Source organism: Shinella sp. Sh6 (assembly GCF_055392685.1).
In genome coordinates this window covers 493153-513231 of the sequence record NZ_AP044005.1, presented here as the reverse complement: position 1 = coordinate 513231, position 20079 = coordinate 493153, and the positions used below count along the sequence as shown (strand labels likewise).

At 66.9% G+C, this 20079-nt stretch carries 17 protein-coding genes; 8 read left to right on the top strand and 9 right to left on the bottom strand.

Going from position 1 to position 20079, the window contains the following annotated elements:
* Window positions 1-10: 10 nt before the first annotated feature.
* From ACZ5TO_RS02395 to ACZ5TO_RS02360, 8 genes are all read right to left on the bottom strand, one after another.
* The gene (locus ACZ5TO_RS02395) at window positions 11-1297 is read right to left on the bottom strand and encodes an efflux RND transporter periplasmic adaptor subunit (RefSeq protein ID WP_464799404.1); all 1287 of its coding nucleotides are present in this window, start codon (window positions 1295-1297) and stop codon (window positions 11-13) included.
* A 149-nt stretch (window positions 1298-1446) separates the two neighbouring features.
* A complete protein-coding gene (locus tag ACZ5TO_RS02390; protein WP_464799403.1) occupies window positions 1447-2415 on the bottom strand; it encodes a phosphotransferase enzyme family protein in 969 nt (322 codons plus the stop codon).
* A 3-nt stretch (window positions 2416-2418) separates the two neighbouring features.
* The gene (locus ACZ5TO_RS02385) at window positions 2419-3696 is read right to left on the bottom strand and encodes an aspartate aminotransferase family protein (protein WP_464799402.1); all 1278 of its coding nucleotides are present in this window, start codon (window positions 3694-3696) and stop codon (window positions 2419-2421) included.
* 178 nt (window positions 3697-3874) lie between these two features.
* Window positions 3875-5230 (bottom strand): aminotransferase class III-fold pyridoxal phosphate-dependent enzyme, encoded by a 1356-nt coding sequence (locus ACZ5TO_RS02380; protein WP_464799401.1) that lies wholly within the window; start codon window positions 5228-5230, stop codon window positions 3875-3877.
* 11 nt (window positions 5231-5241) lie between these two features.
* Complete coding sequence (locus tag ACZ5TO_RS02375; protein ID WP_464799400.1) at window positions 5242-5886, bottom strand: HAD family hydrolase; 645 nt, start codon at window positions 5884-5886, stop codon at window positions 5242-5244.
* A complete protein-coding gene (locus ACZ5TO_RS02370) occupies window positions 5883-7139 on the bottom strand; it encodes a Tm-1-like ATP-binding domain-containing protein (protein ID WP_464799399.1) in 1257 nt (418 codons plus the stop codon). Before ACZ5TO_RS02370 ends, ACZ5TO_RS02375 begins: the two co-directional genes overlap by 4 nt.
* Before the next feature lie 194 nt (window positions 7140-7333).
* Window positions 7334-8812 (bottom strand): aldehyde dehydrogenase, encoded by a 1479-nt coding sequence (locus tag ACZ5TO_RS02365; protein ID WP_464799398.1) that lies wholly within the window; start codon window positions 8810-8812, stop codon window positions 7334-7336.
* A 48-nt stretch (window positions 8813-8860) separates the two neighbouring features.
* Complete coding sequence (locus ACZ5TO_RS02360; protein WP_464799397.1) at window positions 8861-10312, bottom strand: APC family permease; 1452 nt, start codon at window positions 10310-10312, stop codon at window positions 8861-8863.
* 283 nt (window positions 10313-10595) lie between these two features.
* Here ACZ5TO_RS02360 and ACZ5TO_RS02355 point away from each other — a divergent pair, with 283 nt between their 5' ends.
* The 7 genes from ACZ5TO_RS02355 (at window position 10596) to ACZ5TO_RS02325 (ending at window position 18813) form a co-directional block, all read left to right on the top strand.
* The gene (locus tag ACZ5TO_RS02355) at window positions 10596-11345 is read left to right on the top strand and encodes an IclR family transcriptional regulator (protein WP_464799396.1); all 750 of its coding nucleotides are present in this window, start codon (window positions 10596-10598) and stop codon (window positions 11343-11345) included.
* Window positions 11346-11607: 262 nt separating this feature from the next.
* Complete coding sequence (ugpB, locus tag ACZ5TO_RS02350; protein WP_464799395.1) at window positions 11608-12912, top strand: sn-glycerol-3-phosphate ABC transporter substrate-binding protein UgpB; 1305 nt, start codon at window positions 11608-11610, stop codon at window positions 12910-12912.
* 64 nt (window positions 12913-12976) lie between these two features.
* Window positions 12977-13858 carry a sn-glycerol-3-phosphate ABC transporter permease UgpA gene (gene ugpA, locus ACZ5TO_RS02345; RefSeq protein WP_184145055.1) on the top strand — a complete coding sequence of 294 codons (882 nt, stop codon included), beginning with the start codon at window positions 12977-12979 and terminating at the stop codon, window positions 13856-13858.
* Window positions 13859-13867: 9 nt separating this feature from the next.
* Window positions 13868-14716 carry a sn-glycerol-3-phosphate ABC transporter permease UgpE gene (gene ugpE, locus ACZ5TO_RS02340; RefSeq protein WP_464799394.1) on the top strand — a complete coding sequence of 283 codons (849 nt, stop codon included), beginning with the start codon at window positions 13868-13870 and terminating at the stop codon, window positions 14714-14716.
* Window positions 14716-15765, top strand: a complete 1050-nt coding sequence (locus ACZ5TO_RS02335; protein ID WP_184145053.1) for a sn-glycerol-3-phosphate import ATP-binding protein UgpC — start codon at window positions 14716-14718, stop codon at window positions 15763-15765. Before ugpE ends, ACZ5TO_RS02335 begins: the two co-directional genes overlap by 1 nt.
* Window positions 15766-15902: 137 nt before the next feature.
* Window positions 15903-17690, top strand: coding sequence for a chloride channel protein (locus tag ACZ5TO_RS02330; protein ID WP_464800320.1), 1788 nt, complete (start codon window positions 15903-15905; stop codon window positions 17688-17690).
* 61 nt (window positions 17691-17751) lie between these two features.
* Complete coding sequence (locus ACZ5TO_RS02325) at window positions 17752-18813, top strand: SIS domain-containing protein (RefSeq protein ID WP_464799393.1); 1062 nt, start codon at window positions 17752-17754, stop codon at window positions 18811-18813.
* Between the two features lie 9 nt (window positions 18814-18822).
* On the opposite strand, the gene ACZ5TO_RS02320 is transcribed toward ACZ5TO_RS02325, so the two are convergent.
* A complete protein-coding gene (locus ACZ5TO_RS02320; RefSeq protein WP_184145092.1) occupies window positions 18823-19323 on the bottom strand; it encodes an NUDIX domain-containing protein in 501 nt (166 codons plus the stop codon).
* Between the two features lie 264 nt (window positions 19324-19587).
* Here ACZ5TO_RS02320 and ACZ5TO_RS02315 point away from each other — a divergent pair, with 264 nt between their 5' ends.
* Complete coding sequence (locus tag ACZ5TO_RS02315; RefSeq protein WP_464799392.1) at window positions 19588-20067, top strand: carboxymuconolactone decarboxylase family protein; 480 nt, start codon at window positions 19588-19590, stop codon at window positions 20065-20067.
* Window positions 20068-20079 lie beyond the last annotated feature (12 nt).

Here is a 20079-nt window from a genome sequence, read left to right as displayed (position 1 = left end):
CGCCCCCTCCTCAGAACATCGGCGGCATGCGCATGCCGCGGCGCGAGCCCCGATTGTTGCCGCTGCCCGCCGACTGGCCGTCCGAGCCGGGGGTGACGACGACGCGCTCGCCCTCTTCCAGCCCGCTCTTCACCTCGACGCTGACGCGGTTGCGGATGCCGGTCTCGACCTTGCGCACCTCGCTTGCGCCGGAGGCAGCCACCACCGTCACCTCGGCCTGCGGCTTGCCGCCGGCCTCGCCGCGCTTCATCCGCACGGCGCCGGCCGGCACCACGAGCACGTCGCGGGCGGCGGCCTGCACGAAGAAGACCTGCGCGCTCATCGACGTCATCAGCTCGCCGTCCGGGTTCGGCACGTCGAAGAGGGCATTGTAGAGCACGACATTGTTCTCGACGGTCGGCGTCGGTTCGATCTGGCGCAGCTTGCCGGCAAAGCGCTTGCCCGGCTGACCGAGCAGCGTGAAATAGGCCTCCATGCCGACCTTCAGCCGGCCGACATCGGCCTCGGAGACTTCCGCGCGCACCGTCATGGTGGAAAGGTCGGCGACCGTCACGATGGTGGGGGCGGACTGGGCGGAGTTCAGCGTCTGCCCCTCCTTCACCGGGTTGGCGACAATGGTGCCGGCCATGGGCGCGTAGATCTTGGTATAGCCGAGGTCCACCTCGTCGCCGGCAAGGGTCGCCTGCTGCTTGCGGATCTGCGCCTCGATGGCGTCGACATCGGCCTTGGCGCTCGCAAGGTCGGCCACCGCCTGGTCGAGCGCCTGTTTTGCCGCGGCATTGCCGGCGACGAGCGAGCGCTGGCGGTCGATATTGGCCTGCTTGAACACGAGCTGGGCCTTCTTGGCCTCTTGCTGCGCCTGGAGATTGGCGAGCTCCGCCCGGTCGATCTCGATGCGGTTCTCGATGGTCGCGGGGTCGATCTCGGCGACGAGCTCGTCCTTCGTCACCGTATCGCCGATGGCGACATGCAGCGCCTTCAACTGGCCGGAGACCTGCGCGCCCGCATCGACGGATTTCACCGCTTCCAGCGTTCCCACCGCCGTCACGGCGTTCTCGATATCGCCGCGCACGACAGGCTGGGTGACGACGGCCTCCGCGGTCTCGGCCGGCGCATAGGCGCGCCAGCCGTAATAGCCGGCGCCGGCGAGAAGGGCGAGCGCCGGCAGCCAGATCCAGGCGCGCGAGCGGCGCTTGCGGCGAACGGGGGGCGTCGCGCCGGGCATGAAGGTCACGTTCGTCCGGCCGGCATCCCCGGCGGCCTGATCGTCCTTGTGCGGTTTTACGGTGCTGGTCATCGCTGTTCCACAAGTCGAGGCTTTGCCTCTTCGTCCCTTCAAAGGACATGTGGCACCCCTTGCCCTCAAGGAGAAGCCCTTGGGATCATTATATTTCCGTAATGTTTGCCGCTTCGGGCGACGATATCGCCCGGGAAGGGCGAACCGCGCTAGCCTTCGGCGAGCGCGCGGACCTCGGCGATGTAGCGCTGAAGGCGGGCCGCGTTGTCGGGAAGATCGGGCCGCGCCGCCGCCCAGCCGATATAGGTGAGCGCGCGCAAAAGCAGGAAGAGCGGCAGGTGCTCCAGCTCCGCCTCGACCTGCGGCCGGATCCGGGCATAGCCTTCGATCAGCGCGGCCGAGAGCGCCGGATAGGCCGGCTCGCGGCGGTTGCGCAAAAGCGTCGTCGCAAGGTCGAACAGGCGGAAGCCGAAGCCGCAATCGTCGAAATCGATGAAGGCGACGGCATCTCCCTGCACGAAGATGTTCTCCCGCACAATATCGGCATGGATCAGGCCGTAGTCGAGCCCCGGGGCGATGGCCGCGAGCCGGGCGGCGAGCGTTTCGCGAAGGCCCGTCAGATAGGCCCGGTCCTCCGCCGCCAGCATCGGGCAATCCCAGAACCGGCCCCAGAACGGCGCCGCGCCGAGCAGGCCCGCCGCATCCCAGGCCGGGCGCTCGAAGCTAACCGGCTGGCGGAAGGCGTCCGCCGCGCCGTGCAGCAGCGCCATCTCGCGGCCGATGGCGCGGAAGATCGCGGCAAGGTCGCGGCCCTTCCCGGCGAGGAGAACGCCCGTCTCGCCGAGCGGCTCGCCTTCCACCCAGCCGATCAGGTCGGCATGGAAGGGTCCTTCGCCGAAGGCGACGAGCAGCGCGCCGTTCGCCGCCGGGATCGGCTGCGGCACGGCAAGGCCCCGGTCGCGCAGGTTCGCCATGAAGGCGAGCTCCGAGGCGAGCGCGGCCGCGGAATGATAGGCCTGGCGATGGAGACGGAGCGCTGCCGGCTCGCCCCAGGCGAGCCTCACCTTGAAGACCGCGTTCTCGCGGTACTTGATGAGCTCCGGCACCTGCCCGGGCAGGTCCCAATGGGCAAGGGCGGCGACGGCCCGCTGCGTCAGGGTCTCGGCCATGCCGTCCATGGTTCAGAGCCCGCCGAGGACGTCGTCGAGGGTCGACAGCATCAGGTCGGCATTCTCCTTCGAGAAGGGCATGGGCGGGCGGATCTTCGTGGCGTTCTGGTGGATGCCGAGCTTGCCCATCAGGACGCCGCGCTCGCGCATGCCGTTGATGACGCGCGTGGCGATGTCGGCGGCCGGGGTCTTCTCCTTCCGGTCGAGCACCAGTTCGGCGCCGAAGAACAGGCCGCTGCCGCGCACATTGCCGATGAAGGCGTGCTTTTCGGAGAGCTTCTGCAGGCCTTGCCGCGCGTATGTGCCGACCGCCAGCGCGTTTTCCCGCAGCTTCTCGTCCTCCAGCACGTCGAGCACGGCCATGGCGGCCGCACAGGAAACCGGGTTGCCGCCGAAGGTGTTGAAATAGCGGAAGGCCTTGCGAAAGGCGTTCAGCGTTTCGGCCCCAGCGACAACGCCGCCGACCGGATGGCCGTTGCCCATCGGCTTGCCGAGGGTGACGATATCCGGGGCGACGCCGGCCTTCTGATGGCCCCACATATGGGTGCCGGTGCGGCCGAAGCCCGGCTGCACCTCGTCGCAGATGAGAAGGCCGCCCGCCTTTCTCACCGCCGCGACGGCGGGGGCGAGGAAGCCTTCCGGCAAATCCGGGAAACCCTCGTTGGCGAAGAACGGATCGACGATCAGCGCGGAGAAGCCGAAGGGGCTTTCCTGCAAGGAGGCGATGGCCTCCTCCACCTTCGCCGCGAAGGCCTCGGCGAAGGCCTTGCCGCCCTCCCCGCCGAGCGGGCGCCAGGCATCGGGCGCCGGCACATGGCGCACATGCCCGCCATAGCCGCCGACGGGCGGCATGCGGGTGGAAAGCTGCGAGACTGCCGCTGTATTGCCGTGATAGGTGAAGTCGGTGGCGATCACGCCGGTCTTTCCCGTCACCGCCTGAGCCATGCGCAGCGCCACGTCGTTCGCCTCGCTGCCGGTGCAGGTGAGGATCGCCGTGTCAAGGCTCTCGTCGAAGGTGGCGGTCAGGCGCTCGACATAGTCGAGGATGCCTTCGTGCAGGTAGCGGGTATGGGTGTTGAGGGTTGATGCCTGCCGGCAGATCGCCTCCACCACGCGCGGATGGCAATGTCCGACATGCGGCACGTTGTTGTAGCAGTCGAGATATTTCCGCCCGTCCGCATCCCACAGCCACACGCCCTCGCCCCTCACCAGATGGACCGGGTCCTCGTAGAAGAGCGACATGTTGCGGCCGAGCAGGCGTTCGCGGCGGGCGCGGATGGTGTCGGTCATCGGCGTACCCCCCTCTGCCCTGCCGGGCATCTCCCCCTCAAGGGGGGAGATTGGATGGAGCGGCGTTTCGCCCATCGTTGGCGTAGCAGTTTGAGCAAAGGGCGTGCTTCTTGCCGATCTCCCCCCTTGAGGGGGAGATGCCCGGCAGGGCAGAGGGGGGTGAAATCGTCCATCGCCCTCACCCCCTGGCCGCCGAGAGCCCCGCATCCAGCGCCGAGACGATCTTCTGCACGTCGGCGGCGGTGATGACGAGCGGGGGCGAGATGATGACGTTGGCGCCGGAGGTGCGGACCATGACGCCCGCCTCGTAGGCCGTATCGTAGACCTTCTGCACCGCGTCCTTGGCGGCGGGGCTCTTCTTCGCGCGGTCGGAGACGAGTTCCAGCGCGGCCATCAGGCCCTTGCCGCGCACGTCACCGACAAGCTCGTGCCGCGCCTTCAATCCTTCGAGGCCGGCCATCAGCTCGACGCCGCGGGCGGCGGCATTGGCGGCGGTGTCGACCCTGGCGGTTTCCTTGAGGGTCGCAAGCGCCGCGGCGGCGCCGACCGGATGGCCGGAATAGGTGTAGCCGTGGCCGATGGAGCCGAGGGCATCCTTGTTGCTCTCGAAGACGCCCGCCACCTTGTCGGAAATCATCACCGCGCCGAAGGGGAAATAGCCGTTGGTGATGGCCTTGGCCGTCGTCATCATGTCGGGCCTGACGCCCCAGCCGCGCGAGCCGGTCCAGGCCCCGGTGCGGCCGAAGGCGGTGATGACCTCGTCGGCGATAAGGAGGATGCCGTGCCTGTCGCAGATGGCGCGCATCAGCGGCATGAAGGTCTCGTGCGGCACGATCACGCCGCCCGCGCCCAGCACCGGCTCCATGATGAAGGCGGCGATGGTGTCGGCGCCCTGGAAGGCGATCTCGTCCTCGAACTGGCGGGCGATGGCCTGAGCGATCTCAGCCGGGTCCGCCGTGTTGAACGGGTTGCGGTAGGGATAGGGCGCGGCGAGATGGAAGACGCCGGGCAGCAGCGGCTCGTAGTTGCGGCGGAAATTGGCGTTGCCATTGACGGAGGCGCCGCCGAAATGCGTGCCGTGATAGCCCTTCTTCAGCGCGACGAACTTGGTGCGCTCCGGCTGGCCGTTGATCTTGTGGAACTGGCGGGCAAGGCGCAGCGCCGTCTCCACCGAATCCGAGCCGCCCGAGGTGAAGAAGGCGCGCGTGAGCCCGTCTTCCCTGAAGAATTCGGCAAGCTCGTAGGAAAGCTCGATCAGCGGCGAATTGGTCGTGCCGCGGAAGGTGGAGTAATAGGGCAGCTCCTCGAGCTGGTCGCGGATCGCCTTCTTCACCGGCTCGCAGGAATAGCCGAGATTGACGTTCCAGAGCCCGCCGACGGCATCGAGCACCTTCTTGCCGTGGATATCCACCACCTCGACGCCCTCGCCGGCATTGATGATGCGCGGGGGCTTGGCCTGCATCTCGGCGGGATGGGCCATCGGGTGCCAGAGATGGCGGGCGTTGTTCTCGATCAGGAAATTGGAATCGCGCATGGGATTTCCTTTCAAATTCCAAGCATTTTCAGTGCCTGCGCATAGCTCTCGGCAGGCCGGGTCACGTCGAAATGCACATGGGGCAGGTTCACGGCCTCCGCCCCCTCGATGTTCTTCTTCTGGTCGTCGACGAAGACACAGTCGGCCCGGTCGATGCCGAGTTCGGCGAGCACCAGTTCGTAGGCGCGCGGATCGGGCTTCAGTATCTTCGTATAGGTGGCGTCGACGATGACGTCGAAAAGGTCGATCAGCGGGAAGCGCCTGCGGAAGTCGACGCCGTAGAAGAGGTCGAGCTCGTTGGAGAGGATGGCGAGCTTCAGGCCGGCATCCTTCGCGGCCAGGATCGCGTCGCGCGCCTCGGGCCGCAGCACCAGTTCGGCATCCGCTCCCCGCGCCCGCTGCACGAAGGTCTTCATGTCCGCCCACTCCTCGCCGAGGAGCGCGCCCACTTCTCGGGTGCGGGCCATCCAGTAGCCGCGCTCGGTGATTTCGCGCGCCTGCATCGACACCCAGAGCGGATCGCTTGCCGGATCGAAGGGGCCGCGCCAGGTGAGCGTTCCGGCCGGAAGCCCGAGCGCGCGCTCGGTGATGTCGTGCGTCTCGAAGAGCGTGCGGGTGACGACGCCGCCGAAATCGAGGATGAGGGCCTTCGTCATGCCACGCGCCCCTTTTCCACGATGCCCTCGGCGACCCAGCGGTCGAAGACCTCGAGCGCCTTGACGGCGAAATCGGGGGCGTTGATGTGCGCGTCCACCTCCGTGAAGGTCACGGAGGCCGGCACGGCCCTGCGCATCTCGTCGAGGAAGGCCTCGAGCGCTTCCGGCTCGTGCAGCGGCTCACCCATGCGGTCCCATTCCTGGATGCCCTGCGCGGGCAGGAGGAAGGCGACGGGCGCGGCCGAGCCCGCCATCTTGGCGGCGACGACGCGGGCGACCGCGCGGCGCTGCTCCGGCGAGACGGTGACGGAGGCGATCAGCCGGTTGTGAGCGTGGTAGGGCCGGCCGGCGAAGCGTGCCGGCGTCTCCTGCCAGGCGGGCATGTCGACCATATCGACCGCACCGGGCGCGACGATCTGCGGGATGCCGGCGCGGCCGGCATTTTCCAGCCGGTCCGGGCCGGAGGTGACGACCGTGCCGTTTTCCGCGTTGGTGACTTCCTGGATGCAGAGGTCGAAGACGGCGGCGAACCCGCCGCGGGCGGCAACCGCCTCATAGGCCCGCCCACCCATGCCGGTGGAGTGAAAGACGGCGACGTCGTAGCCGCGTTTTTCCAGCTCGGGTTTCAGATATTTCATGTAGCGAAGGCAGGAGGAGCCGAGCGAGGTCATGCCGATCAGCGGCCGTTCGCGGCCGGGCCGTTCCACGGCCTTCGCCGCCCCGACGACGGCGCCGGCGGCCTGCGAGAGCACGGCCTTGCAGATCGGGTTCAGCCCGTAGAGCCCGCCCGCCCACAGGATCATCATCAGATCGGGCGCGATGCGCTCCGGCGGCAGGAGATGCGAATAGGCGATGGTGGAGACGACGAATTTCGGCACGCCGATCGGCAGGACGGCGGCGACGTCGAGGGCGAGGTCCGTGCCGAGCGAGCCGCCGAGCGCGATCATCCCGTCGACCTTGCCGGCCTCGCAAAGCGCGCGCACCAGCGCCGCAGCCCCGCTCGCCATCAGCGCCATGGCGCTGTTCTCGTCGCCGCTGGCAAGGATCGCCTCCATGGAGGTGCCGGCGGCGGCGGCGACATCGTGCTTGGAATGGGCGGGAACATAGGGCGGATCGCCGAGCACGCTGACATCGACCATGACCGGCACGCCGCCGGCCTTGCCGATGACGTCGGCCATGAACAGCAGTTCCTCGCTCTTGGTGTCGCCGGTGCCGATCACCAGAATATGGGGCAGACGGGCGCTAGCGCTCATCGACCATTCCTCCTCGTTGCGTGGCCGGCCGGGATTGAGGGCGTTCGCCCCCTTTCCGTCAAGCCGACCCTCATCCGCCGCACCTCCTCCGGCGCCGCGAATATACTTAACACGATAATTAATTTGGCAGGAAGCGCATTGGATTGCAAGTCCTATATTTGAAGCAACGGATCATATAATGAACCATCGCAGCCTCAGAGCTGGATCCACGCCGTCTTCAGGTCGAGGTATTTTTCGAGCGCGTGAAGCGACTTGTCGTGGCCGTTGCCGGACTGGCCGACGCCGCCGAGCGGCACGGTATTATCCGCCCCGCCATAGGTGTTGACATGGACCACGCCGGCGCGGATGCCGCGCACCATGCGGTGGGCACGCGACAGGTTGGACGTCCAGACGGCGGAGGCGAGGCCGTAATCCGTGCCGTTGGCGATCCGCAGCGCCTCCTCCTCTCCGTCGAAGGGGATGATCGAGAGGATCGGGCCGAAAACCTCCTCGCGGGCGAGCGTCATGCCGGGCGTCACGTCGAAGACGGTCGGCTCCATGTAGAAGCCGCCGGTCTCGGCGAGGATGCGCCGGCCGCCGGTGCGCAGCCGCGCGCCCTCGCAAAGCGCCTGCTCGGCAAAGCCGAGGTCCTTGGCAAGCTGCGCCTCGCTGGAGACGGCGCCCGCCTCGGTGGTCAAAAGTAGCGGATCGCCGACCTTCATGGCGGCGGCGATACCGGCCACCTTTTCGGAGAATTCCCCGGCGATGGAGCGCTCGACGAGGAGGCGCGAGCCGGCGACGCAGACCTGGCCGGAATTGCGGAAGATGCCGTAGGCCGAGACCTTCGCAGCCCTGTCGAGATCCGGCGCGTCGGCGAAGACGACGTTCGGCGACTTGCCGCCGAGTTCGAGATAGACACGCTTGAGGTTGGAGCGCGCGGAATATTCGAGAAGCCGCCGGCCGATCGGGCCGGAGCCGGTGAAGACCAGCACGTCGATATCGGGATGGAGGCCCATCGCCTCCCCGGTAACCGCGCCGCGACCGGTGACGACGTTGAAGACGCCTTCGGGAAGCCCGGCCTCGGCGCAGAGTTCGGCGAGCCGCAGCAGCGAGAGCGAGGCGGCCTCGGCCGGCTTCAGCACGACGGAATTGCCGGCAGCGAGCGCCGGGGCGATCTTCCACGCGCCGATCATCAGCGGGAAGTTCCACGGCACGATGGCGCCGACGACGCCGACCGGCTCGCGGTGGACGAGGGCGAGGATATCGCCGGCCGTCGGCGCGATCTCGCCATAGACCTTGTCGATCGCCTCGGCATAGTAGCGGAAGCTGCCGGCGGCGCTGCCGGGCTCTGCCTTCAGCGCCATGGCGATTTCCGTGCCGTTGTCGCGCACGCCGAGCACGGCAAGCTCCAGTGCGTGTTTCTCGATCAGCTCGGCGATCCTCAGCAGCACCTTCTTGCGCTCGGCGGGCGCGGCCTTCGCCCAGCGGCCCTTCTCGAAGGCGGCGCGGGCGGCCTTCACCGCCCGGTCGACATCCGCCGCGCCGGCATCGGCAATCGTCGTCAGGCGCCGCCCGTCGATGGGCGAGACGACGTCGAGCGTTGCCCCGCCCTCCGCCTCGCGGAAGGCGCCGTCGATGAACAGCGCCTGCGGGGCGATGACGCGGTTGCGGAGCGCTTCGATCTTTTCCTGCATGGTCTTCCCTCGAAAGGACGGGTGGCGCCGGAGCGCCACCCCATTGTCTCAGACTTCGCGGCCGACGCCGAGCCGGGCGAAGGCGACGGCATCGCCGGCCTTCAGGCGCAGGGCGCACAGGAGGCCGATGACGGCGGCGATCAGCACGAGGCCCGGCAGGAAGAGGGCAAGCGCCCCTTCCGCCCCGGCAAGCGCGCCGAAATTGGTGGCAATATAGAACACCAGCGCCAGAAGGATGAGGCCCGTCACCACCGGCAGCACCGTCGTCACCAGCTTGTTGCGCTCAAGGCCCGGATTGCGGCCGAAGAAGGCGACGATGGAGAAGGCCGTCAGCGCCATCAGGAGGATGATCGCCAGCGTGCCGACATTGGTGAGCCAGGAGAACAGCGCCAGCACCGGATCCTGCCCCGTGGCAGCGAAGAGGCCGACGACGAGAACGGCGATGACCGTCTGGACGACCGAGCCGACATGCGGGCTCTGGAACACCGGATGGGTGACGCCGAGCGCCTTCGGCAGCAGGCCCTCGCGGCCGGCGACGTAGAAGTAGCGCGCGACCCCGTTGTGGAAGGCGACGACGCCGGCAAAGAGGCTGGTGACGAAGAGCAGGCCCATGACGGTGGTGATGCCGCCGCCGACATAGCGATCCGCAAGGCCGAAGAGGAAGGTCGTCGGATCGGCAAGGCCCTGCAGTTCCGGCACCAGCTTGTCGACGCCCGCGCCGTTGACCATCAGCCAGGAGGTCAGCATGTAGAAGAGGCCGATGATGAGCACGGAGATATAGGTGGCGCGCGGCACGGTCTTGGCCGGCTCGCGGGCCTCCTCGCTGTAGATGGTCGTCGCCTCGAAGCCGATGAAGGCGGCAAAGCAGAACAGGATGCCGATGGCCGGCGTGCCCGAAAGGAAGGCCGTCGGCGTGAAGGGCGCGGCCGAAAGGCCGCTGTCGCCGCCCTTCATGAGGATGGCCGCGTCGATGACCAACACGACGAGATATTCGAGGACCACCAGCACGGCGAGCACGCGGGCGGAGAAATCCACCCGGCGGTAGCCGAAGACGGCGACGAGCGCGATGCCGACATAGGTCCATACCCACCAGGGCAGGTCGAGCCCGTAGCCGGCGAAGAAGCCGGACGTGGCCGCGCCGAAGAGGCCGAAGACGCCGATCTGCATGGCGTTGTAGGCGAGGATCGCGATGAGCGCCGCCGCCCCGCCGGCAAGGCCGCCGAGGCCCTGCGCCGTATAGGCGTAGAAGGCGCCCGCATTGCTGATGTGGCGGGCCATGGCGACATAGCCGACGGCGAAGAGCAGCAGCACCGTCGTCACGAAGGCGAAGGTCAGCGGAATGCCCGGCCCGTTGCCGAGCAGCATGGACAGCGGCACGCCGCCGGCAACCGCCGTCAGGGGCGCTGCGGCCGAGACGACGAGGAATGTCACCGCCCCGACGCCGAGGCTGTTCTTGCGAAGCTGGTTCGCGCCGCCGAGCGGCGCGGTCTGGTCTGTCATGATCGTTCTCCCATCCATGGCGGCACGGCCGTCCCGCAGCTGCCGCCTCTCCTCAGCCGGCCACGACGCGGCCGGCGGTTCCCATTCAGATATTCCGCTTGCGGTTCATTATTTGAACCTCTATTTTAATTATAGATTTGCAAAAGCCATTTCCGGCGTCAAGTTATTTCTCATGTTAAGTATCTTTCGGGATGCGGGAAAACAGGAGGATGCGCGCGGCGACGGGAACGGCCCGAAGAAACCGGGGCTTCAAAGCCCCGTCCATCACGCCTGGAAGAGACGCATGAGCACCATCGGAAAAGCCCTCGCCCTCCTCGATTCCCTCTGCGAGCTCGACAGGGACATCGGCCTCAGCGACCTTGCGCGCCTCAGCGCCCTCGACAAGGCGACGACGCGGCGCTTCCTGGTGGAGCTGGAGAAATACGGCTTCGTGGAACAGGACGGCGAGACGCGCAAGTACCGGCTGGGCGCCGCGCCCGTGCGGCTCGCGCGCATCCGCCAGGCGCGCTTTCCCTTCGCCAGCGTCGCCGCGCCCTTCGTCAAGGCGCTCGCCGACGCGGTGGGCGAGACGGTGCACCTGTCGGAATTTGCCGGTGGGCGGCTTGCGACCATCCATGTGGAGGATTCCACGCAAGCCCATCGCGTGATCGTCGATGTCGGCGCCACCCTGCCCCTCCACGCCACCGCCTCGGGCCTTGCCTTCCTCGCCTTCCTGCCGAAGGCGGAAGCCGACCGCGCGCTCGCCCGGCCGCTGCAGCGCTTCTCCCCGGAGACCGTCATCGACGCGGATGCGGTGCGCGCGCTCCTTGCCGAAACCGCAGCGCGCGGCTTCTCCGTCAACCGGCAGGGCTTCGAGACGGGCGTCATCAGCGCCGCCGCGCCGATCGTCGCCCCGAACGGCCGGCCGGTCGGCGCGCTTGCCGTCGCCGCACCCATTGCCCGCGCCAATTCGGCGAAGATCCTCGACATCGGCGAAAGGACCGCATCCGCCGCCAGCGCCATCGCCGAAAAATATTACGGCACGAAACGCTGAGCGGAACCATTCCGCGCCTTGCGCGTTGAGATTGGCCGGCGCGTCCGATCAGGCGGACGTACGGAATGTGCTGCCTATAAATGAAACAGAAATTCCATATTCCTAAATTTTCGATCTCCGTATTCCATTTTCCCTTGCACGTTCATAAAAGTTCGCTTTTAATTCGTTCGCTTTCGCCACGAAAGCCAGGTGCGTGCGATCAAGGAGGGTCGGGCGCATTCGAGGACTGCCTTTTGCCGTGAAAAAAATGGGAGGAATCACCATGACACGCTTCACCTGGACCCTTGCGGCCACATCTGCGCTTTCGTTCTTCGTCGCATCCAACGCCTTCGCCGCCACGGAGCTTGCCTGGTGGCACGCCATGACCGGCGCCAACAACGAGGCGGTCGAGCAGCTCGCCAAGGAATTCAACGAGAGCCAGAGCGAATACAAGGTCGTGCCCGTCTACAAGGGCAGCTATCCCGAAGCCCTGAACGCCGGCATCGCCGCCTTCCGCGCCAAGCAGGCGCCGGCGATCCTCCAGGTGTTCGACGCCGGCAGCGGCGTAATGCTGGGCGCCGAGGGCGCGATGATGCCGGTGGCCGACGTGCTCCAGAAGGGCGGCTACGAGTTCAAGAAGGACGACTACCTGCCGGGCATCGTCGCCTATTATTCCAAGCCGGACGGCACCATGCTGTCCTTCCCGTTCAACTCGTCCTCGCCGATCCTCTATTACAACAAGGACGCCTTCAAGAAGGCCGGCCTCGACGCCGAGAACCCGCCGAAGACCTGGCCGGAGGTCTTCGAGGCCGCCAGGAAGATCAAGACGAGCGGCGCGGCCAATTGCGGCTTCACCTCGACCTGGCTGACCTGGATCCAGACCGAGAACTTCGCCGCCTGGAACAACGTGCCCTACGGCACAAACGAGAACGGCCTTGCCGGCCTCGACGTCGAACTGAAGATCGACGCGCCGATCTATGTCGATCACTTCCAGTCGATCGCCGACCTCAGCAAGGACGGCACGTTCCGCTACGGCGGGCGCACCTCGGAAGCCAAGCAGCTCTTCATGTCGGGCGAATGCGCGATCCTGACGGAATCCTCCGGCGGCCTCGGCGACATCGTCAAGTCGGGCGTCAACTACGGCGTCGGCCAGCTGCCCTACTACGAAGGCCACGGCCCGCAGAACACCATTCCGGGCGGCGCCAGCCTCTGGGTCTTCGCCGGCAAGAGCGATGCGGAATACAAGGGCATCGCCGAGTTCTTCCACTTCCTCTCGCGCACGGACATCCAGGTCCGCCTGCACGAGGTCTCGGGCTACCTGCCGGTGACGATGGCCGCCTACGAGGAGACCAAGAAGTCCGGCTTCTACGACAAGAACCCGGGCCGCGAGACGCCGATCAAGCAGATGATGGGCAAGGCCCCGACCGAGAATTCCAAGGGCGTGCGCCTCGTCAACCTGCCGCAGGTCCGCGACATCCTCAACGAGGAATTCGAAGCGATGCTCGCCGGCCAGAAGGATGCCAAGGCTGCCCTGACCGAGGGCGTGCAGAAGGCGAACGCCGCCATCGCCGCCGCCATCGGCAAGTAATCCTCCCGTCCATAACCCGCGCCGCCCGGCGGCGCGGGACCGTCCTTTCCGGAAGGGGAACGCCATGCAGTCTGTCGTCTTTCCCAACAAGGTCCTGCCGTATCTTCTGCTGACCCCGCAGATCGTGCTGACCGTCGTGTTCTTCTTCTGGCCGGCCAGCCAGGCGCTCTATCAATCGGTCCTCCGGGAAGACCCGTTCGGGCTGAGGTCGGGCTTCGTGGGGCTCGCCAACTTCCGGGCCATCCTCTCCAATCCGGATTACCTGCACTCGCTGAAGGTAACGGTGGTGTTCAGCCTTGCGACGGCGCTCCTCTCGATGGCGGTGGCGCTGCTTCTGGCGACATCGGCCGAGCGGGTCGTGCGCGGGCGCAACATCTACCGCACGCTCCTCATCTGGCCCTATGCGGTCGCCCCGGCCATCGCCGGCATGCTGTGGCTCTTCATGTTCAATCCGGCCATGGGCACCTTCGCCTATATCCTGCGGCGCAACGGCTTCCACTGGGATCCGCTTCTCAACGGCAACCAGGCCATGACGATGGTGATCATCGCGGCCGCCTGGAAGCAGATCAGCTACAATTTCCTGTTCTTCGTCGCCGGCCTGCAGGCGATCCCGAAATCGCTGATCGAGGCGGCCGCCATCGACGGGGCGCGCGGGGCCAAGCGCTTCTGGACCATCGTCTTCCCGCTCCTGGCGCCGACGACCTTCTTCCTGCTCGTCGTCAATACGGTCTACGCCTTCTTCGACACGTTCGGCATCATCCATGCCGTCACGGGCGGCGGGCCGGCCAAGGCCACCGAGACGCTGGTCTACAAGGTCTACAACGACGGCTTCGTCAATCTCGACCTCGGCGGCTCGGCCGCCCAGTCGGTGATCTTGATGATCATCGTCATCGCGCTCACTGCCTTCCAGTTCCGCTTCGTCGAGAAGCGGGTCCACTATTCCTGAGGCCCGGCCATGATCGAGAACCGCCCCATCTCCACGCTGGTCAGCCACCTGGTGCTCGTCATCGGCATCCTGGTCGTCGCCCTTCCCATCTACTACACGTTCATCGCCTCGACCCACACGTCGATCGAGATCGTGCGCCCGCCGATGTCGCTGCTGCCCGGCAGCGCCCTTGCCGAGAACTACGGCGAGGCGATCGGCGGCGGCGTCGAGCGCGTCGTCGGCGTCAGCCTCGAGCGGCTTCTGTTCAACTCGACGGTCGTGGCGCTCGCCATCGCCATCGGCAAGATCGCCATCTCGTTCCTGTCGGCCTTCGCCATCGTCTTCTTCCGCTTTCCGCTGAAGATGCTGTTCTTCTGGATGATCTTCGTCACGCTCATGCTGCCGGTGGAGGTGCGCATCCTGCCGACCTACAAGGTCATCGTCGACCTCGGCATGATCGACACCTATGCGGGCCTCACCCTGCCGCTGATGGCATCCGCGACGGCGACCTTCCTCTTCCGGCAGTTCTTCCTGACGATCCCGGGCGAGCTGGTGGAGGCCGCGCGCATCGACAATGCCGGCCCCTTCCGCTTCATGCGCGATATCCTGCTGCCGCTTTCGGCGACGAACATCGCCGCGCTCTTCGTCATTCTCTTCATCTACGGCTGGACGCAGTATCTCTGGCCGCTGCTGGTGACGAACGACGCGAAGATGAACACCATCGTCATCGGGCTGAAACGCATGGTGGATTTCGCCGATGCCTCCACGCCCTGGAACTATGTCATGGTGACCGCGATCCTCGCGATCATCCCCCCCATCGTCGTCGTGGTGCTGATGCAGCGCTGGTTCGTCAAAGGCCTTGTGGAGACCGAGAAGTAATGGCTGAGATCACCCTCAACAACGTCCGCAAGTCCTATGGCACCGTGGAGGCGATCAAGGGCGTCTCGCTCGACATCGCCGACGGCGAATTCGTCGTCCTCGTCGGCCCGTCGGGCTGCGGCAAGTCCACGCTGCTACGCATGATCGCCGGGCTGGAGGGCATTACCGGCGGCGACATCCTCATCGGCTCGCGCCGGGTCAACGACGTGGAGCCGGCCGAGCGCGACATCGCCATGGTGTTCCAGAACTATGCGCTCTACCCGCACATGACGGTGCGCCAGAACCTCGCCTATGGCCTGAAGAACCGCAACACGCCGCCGGCCGAGATCGAGCGGCGCATCGCCGAGACGTCGAAGACGCTGGAGATCGCGCAATATCTCGACCGCAAGCCGCGCCAGCTTTCCGGCGGCCAGCGCCAGCGCGTGGCCATGGGCCGGGCCATCGTGCGCGAGCCGGCCGCCTTCCTCTTCGACGAGCCGCTCTCCAACCTCGACGCCAAGCTGCGCGGGCAGATGCGCATCGAGATCAAGCGCCTGCAGCGCGCGCTTGGCACCACCAGCGTCTACGTCACCCACGACCAGATGGAGGCGATGACGCTCGCCGACCGGCTGGTCGTCGTCAATGCCGGCCGCATCGAGCAGGTGGGAACGCCGCTGGAGCTCTACGAGAAGCCCGCCACCACCTTCGTCGCCACCTTCATCGGCTCGCCCTCCATGAACCTCCTGGAAGGCACGGACACGTCCTCCGGCTGGTCGCTCTCCGCCGACGTGCCGCGGCCGGAGGGGCGCTACATGCTCGGCGTGCGCCCGGAGGACCTGCACCTTGCCCCGCCGGACGGCAGGCCCTTCGCCTTCCAGGCGACGGCGCATATCGACGGCATCGAGCTCGTCGGGGCGGAAAGCCTGCTGCACGGCAGGCTTGCCGACGGCACGCCCCTCGTCTTCCGCGTTTCCGGCCGCAGCCGCAGCGAGATCGGCGACGAGGTGACGGTGGGCGCGAGCGCCGACGCGCTCCACATGTTCGACGCGGACGGCAGGCGCCACGCATAGGCGTATCGGCCAAAACCGCCGCCCGCGCGCAGATTTTCTTTGACAGTCTTCCCGTGGCGGCTAAATCCCCCCATGACCCGTCGCGCATTCGCCCGGAAGGCATCATGGCACAGAATACACCCCGGTTTCCCGGCACGATGAAGCGCCTGCACAAGCTGCGCCCTTCGGTGCTCTACCGCTTCCTGAGCCTGGAACTGATGCGCACCCTGCCGCGGCGCAGCGAATTCGGCCTGATGCTGGCCGGCGCGCTGGTGGGTGTCGCGGCGGGGCTCTCCGTCTCGGCCATGACCTATATCACGCGCACCATGCACGCCCTGATCTTCGGGCTGGAGCCGGACGAACGGCTGAGCGGGGCGACCGTCGACGACAGGATCCTGCTGCTTGCCGCGCCGATTGCCGGCGGCATGCTGCTCGGCGTCCTCCTCTTCGTGCTCGCCCGCTGGCGCAAGCGCCCGCTCGTCGACCCCATCGAGGCGAACGCCCTGCATGGCGGGCGGCTGTCGCTGACAGACAGCCTGATCGTCGCCGTGCAGAACATCGTGTCGAACGGCTTCGGCGCCTCGGTGGGCCTCGAAGCCGGCTATACGCAGGTCGCCTCCGGCATCGCCTCGAAATTCGGCAGCAAGCTGAAGCTGCGCCGCGCCGACATGCGCATCCTCGTCGGCTGCGGGGCGGCAGGGGCCATCGCCGCCGCCTTCAACGCACCGCTGACGGGCGCCTTCTACGCCTTCGAGCTGATCATCGGCGCCTATACGATCGCCTCGCTGACGCCCGTCGTCGTCTCCGCCCTCATCGCCAACCTCGTCGCCCGGCTGCTCGCGGCCAGCGACGCCGGCATCGATGTCGGCAGCATCGGCAGCGTGGTGCCGGCCGACTATGTGCCGGCGCTGCTGCTCGGCATCGTGTGCGGCGGCGTCGGCATCCTCCTCATGCAGGCCGTCGCCTTCGTGGAGGAGACGGCGCGCAAGAGCTCGATCCCCGGCTATGTGCGCCCCGCCATCGGCGGAACGATCGTCGGGCTGCTGGCGATGATCAGCCCGCAGGTGCTTTCCGGCGGGCACGGCGCGCTCCACGTCAACCTGGAGACCGACGTGTCGATGGCGGGCCTGCTCGTCCTCTTCCTGCTGAAGGCGACGGCCTCGGCGGTCTCCATCGGCTCGGGCTTTCGCGGCGGCCTGTTCTTCGCCTCGCTTTTCATGGGCGCGCTTCTCGGCAAGCTCTTCGCCTTCGCCGCGCCCTTCATCGGCCATGCCGCGCTCGCGCCGGCAAGCTATGCGGTCGTCGGCATGAGCTCGCTTGCCGTCGCGGTGATCGGCGGGCCGCTGACCATGACCTTCCTCGCGCTGGAGATCACCGGCGACTTTCCGATGACCGTGCTGGTGCTCGCCGCCGTCATCACCTCCTCCTTCATCGTGCGCACGCTCTTCGGCTACTCCTTCGCCACCTGGCGCTTCCACCTGCGCGGCGAGACGATCCGCAGCGCGCACGACGTCGGCTGGATCCGCAACCTCACCGTCGACAAGCTGATGCGCGCGGACGTGCGCACCGCGGCCGCCGACATGTCGGTGAAGGATTTCCGCGCGAAGTTCCCCATCGGCTCCACGCAGCGCGTCATCCTCGTGGACGAGAACGGCAAATATGCCGGCATCGTCCTCGTGCCGGACGTGCACGGCAACCTCGTCGAGGGCGAGAACGAGGGCGCCTCCATCCGCTCCTTCGCCAGGCACCGCAACGACATCCTCCTGCCCACCATGAACGCCAAGCAGGCCGTCGCGCTCTTCGACGAGACCGAGAGCGAAGCGCTCGCCGTCGTCTCCGACATGATCGGCCAGAAGGTGATCGGGCTTCTTACGGAAAGCCACACGCTGCGTCGCTACAGCGAAGAGCTCGACCGCAACCGCCGGGAAATTTCCGGCGAGCTATGACTTGCGGCGGAAATGCCTATGATCGGCGGGGCCACGCCCTGCCCGACGAACGAGGAAACCGATGTCCCAGTCCTATCTCGCCGAAATCGCCGAACAGCCGGCGGCCATCCGCAAGCTCGCCGGCCTCCTGACGCCGCGCCTTGCCGCCGAGGTGCAGGCGATCCGCGGCGCCATCGGCCGCGGCGAGATCGGCCATGTCCTCATCACCGGCATGGGCGGCTCGCTGTTCAGCGCCTACGGGACCTGGCTGCGGCTGAGCGAGGGACTGTCCGTCCCCGTCTCGCTCTGGGATACGTCCGAGCTCATCCAGCAGGCCCCCGGCGTGCTGCGGAAGGGAACGCTCATCATCGCCGTCTCCCAGTCCGGGGAAAGCGTGGAGCTGCGCCGCATGACGGAAATCGAGGGCGGGGCGGCCGCGCGCGTCGCCGTCACCAACACGCCCGACAACACGCTGTCGCGCTGGGCTTCGCTGGCGCTCGCCACGGAGGCCGGGCCGGAACAGACCGTCTCGACCAAGACCTATACGGCGGGCCTTGCGGCCCTCTATCTCTTCGAGCAATTGCTTCTCGGCCGCGATAGCGAGGCGCTTGCCGGCGAGATCGAGGCGCTGGCCGATGCCGCCGGAAACGTCCTTGCCGACCTGCCGGCCCGGCTCGATGCCATGCTGGCCTTCCTCGGCCATGACCGGCCGCTCACCTTCATCGGCCGCGGCGGCAGCTACGGCAGCGCGATGATGGCGGCGCTCGTCACCGCCGAGGCGGCCAAGGCCCCGGCGCAGGCGCTTTCCGGCGGGCAGTTCCGCCACGGGCCGCTGGAACTGGTGCGCGAAGGCTTCCGCAGCGTCTTCTTCATGGGCGGCGAGGCGGCAACGCGCGACCTCAACATGCGGACCGTCGCGGACATCCACCGCTTCGGCGGCGCCAGCCTGACGATCGCGCCCGAAGGGGCCGCGGACGGCGCGACGGATGCCGGCATGCTCCTTACCCTGCCGGCTGTTGCCGAGGGGCTGCTGCCGGTGCTGGAGATCCTTCCGATCCAGCTTCTCATGGTGCCGATGGCGATCGCCCGCGGATACGAGCCCGCGAAATTCCTCAACGGCTCGAAGGTGACCGTGATCGAGTAAGGCGGCGCCTCACCGCGGCCGGAACTCGACGAGCAGCGATTTCAGCTCGACCTCACGGACGCGGCGCGCCGCTTCGTCCGGGGTGACCCAGGCGAGGACGCGCTCGCCCTTCTCCTTGAACTTCCCGGCAAGCCGCGTCGCCTCGACCTGGAAGACGTCGACGACGCAGGGCACGACCTCGCCGTCGTCCATCAGCTTCAGGTAGGTGTAGCTTCCGACGGGTTTCTTGCGGACCTTTCCGCTGACGCCGGCCTCCTGCCGGGCCTCGATGGCGGCCGCCTCGTAAGGCTCCTTGCCCTTCATCGGCCAGCCCTTGGGGATGATCCAGCGCCCGCTGTCGCGCGAGGTGACCACGAGGATCTCGATGCCCGGCCCGTCTTCTGCGGGGCGAAAGCACAAGGCGGCATATTGCTGGCGGAAAGCCCCCGAAAACAGCTTTTCGGGGGTCGCGGCCAGCTTCTGCAGGATCGTCTTCGGTTTTTCGGCCTTGTGCGCCTTCGCCTTCTTGATTGCTCTCCGCTCCTCGTCTGCGGGGCGATGCCGATTCCACCCCGATATTCCCCTTGCCGCTCATACGCCAACGACGCGCAAAAGGACAAGTTCCAAGCGGCAAGGATCGTCCACGAGGTACCCCTGCCCCCGGTTTCGCGCATGGAAAACCGTCGCCGGGGAGACCTTATGCGCCAAGCCCGGGCATTTCGGCTTTACAATCCCGCAATTAAGGATATTAAATATCCATAAGGATAAACTATATCCTTAATAAAGGAGACGGACATGACCCAACGCCTGAACTACCCGCAGCAATCGCCGGAATTCTTCAAGAAGATCTCCGAGCTCAGCATGGCGCTGAAGGACAGCGTCATCGAGCAGGGTATCCGCGATCTCGTGAACATCCGCGCCTCGCAGCTCAACGGCTGCGCCTTCTGCCTCGACATGCATGTCAAGGAAGCCAAGATCCACGGCGAGAGCGAGCTGCGCCTCTACCACGTCGCCATCTGGCGCGAATCCAACCTCTTCGATCCCCGCGAGCGCGCGTGCCTTGCCTGGACCGAGGCGGTGACCCGGCTGCCGGAGGGCGGCATTGCGGACGAACTCTACGAGCGCGTGCGCGGCCAGCTCTCCGAGAAGGAGGTTTCCGACCTCACCTTCTCGATCATGACCATCAATGCCTGGAACCGCCTCGCCATCGCCTTCAAGTCGGTGCCGGGCTCGGCCGATAAGCTCTACGGCCTCGACAAGGCCGGCCTCAACTGAGACCCGCCGCCG